1 tRNA gene is annotated in these 1,165 nt (G+C 37.1%); it reads right to left on the minus strand.

What is annotated here, in order from left to right:
• Nucleotides 1-524 precede the first annotated feature (524 nt).
• A tRNA-OTHER gene (locus tag ACJ5GX_RS00885) sits at nt 525-600 on the minus strand.
• Nucleotides 601-1,165 lie beyond the last annotated feature (565 nt).

Raw genomic sequence — 1,165 nt, forward strand, 5'->3', positions numbered from 1 at the left:
TTGGTAAGTAAGTACGTACTTGCCTCCTTAGACATCTTACTTTTCTGAGCAGTACAAAGCACTTGTTTTGAAAGAAATAATTAACTTTCCCTTTTATTCGGATACGGATTCAACGTGTTTAGAATTATAAAGAGTGTATCATCTTTGCAATAACTCATGTAGGCGTGTTTCCAATGTATTTAGATGCATAATCGAAAGTGTGTACGAAATACAGTTAGGTTTTGCAAACTTGTAAGTAAGTGTACAATAGGTCTTAATTATTGAAGCTGGTGAAAAAACTCTACTTTTATGATATCACGGCATAACTTAGCTATCTCCGATTCTCCCAATGGATCCCTACTACTAGTAGCAGGCGGTTGAAAAACTCTGACACCAGGGTTTATTGGGTCGTTGGACGACTCGGTGTCCTACGCGAAAAGAGAGAATGGATCCTGCATAAGATAAGTACAAGACGGTATTTGTAACTCCAAATATTTAAGAATGAAAATAAGAAATTGAATATTTACAAAACTTTCAAAATTTTCTACCGTGAGCAGGATTTGAACCTACGACTTTCGCCATCACTAGAGGCGACGCCTCTTTCATCTTGGCTACCGCGGCTCATCCATTGCCCGCGGTTGCAAATTTTGCAAGTTTTCTAAAATGGTATATTCCACGGGAAGTGTTTTAAAAATTTGGTATTGAAAAATATCAACTAAAAGAACACAGATTGTTGGCTGAAACCCTTTGCTTTCTTTGCTGACTATGACTAAATTTCATAATGCAAATTATGTAGAAGTTTTTACAGGCCATTGGCTTCGGAAGAGTTGATGAGCCCGGTGAAAAATAAATATGGGGCGGATATCCGAAACCCCGAACGATATCGTCAGACAATGCGCCCGCGCAACTCTTTATGAAACGAGATCGATCCTCTCACCTTGCGAGTTTCTTTTGATTATAGAACGATGGATGGTTGATAGAAAAAAATAAGCTTTGATGTAAGTAGGTAACGAAATATTTCCTTATATAAGACAAAATAAAGATCGATCCTTGTCTAGTGATATTGAAACCGGTAGTGTATTACCAGCATACTCTTTAGCTAAAAGCTCACTTTGAGGATACATTTTTATTTCCCTTCCAAAATGTGAGTCTATAAAATTATTGCTCCAAAATTTGTCTCCAGAAT

The organism is Wolbachia endosymbiont of Tuta absoluta (genome assembly GCF_059414725.1).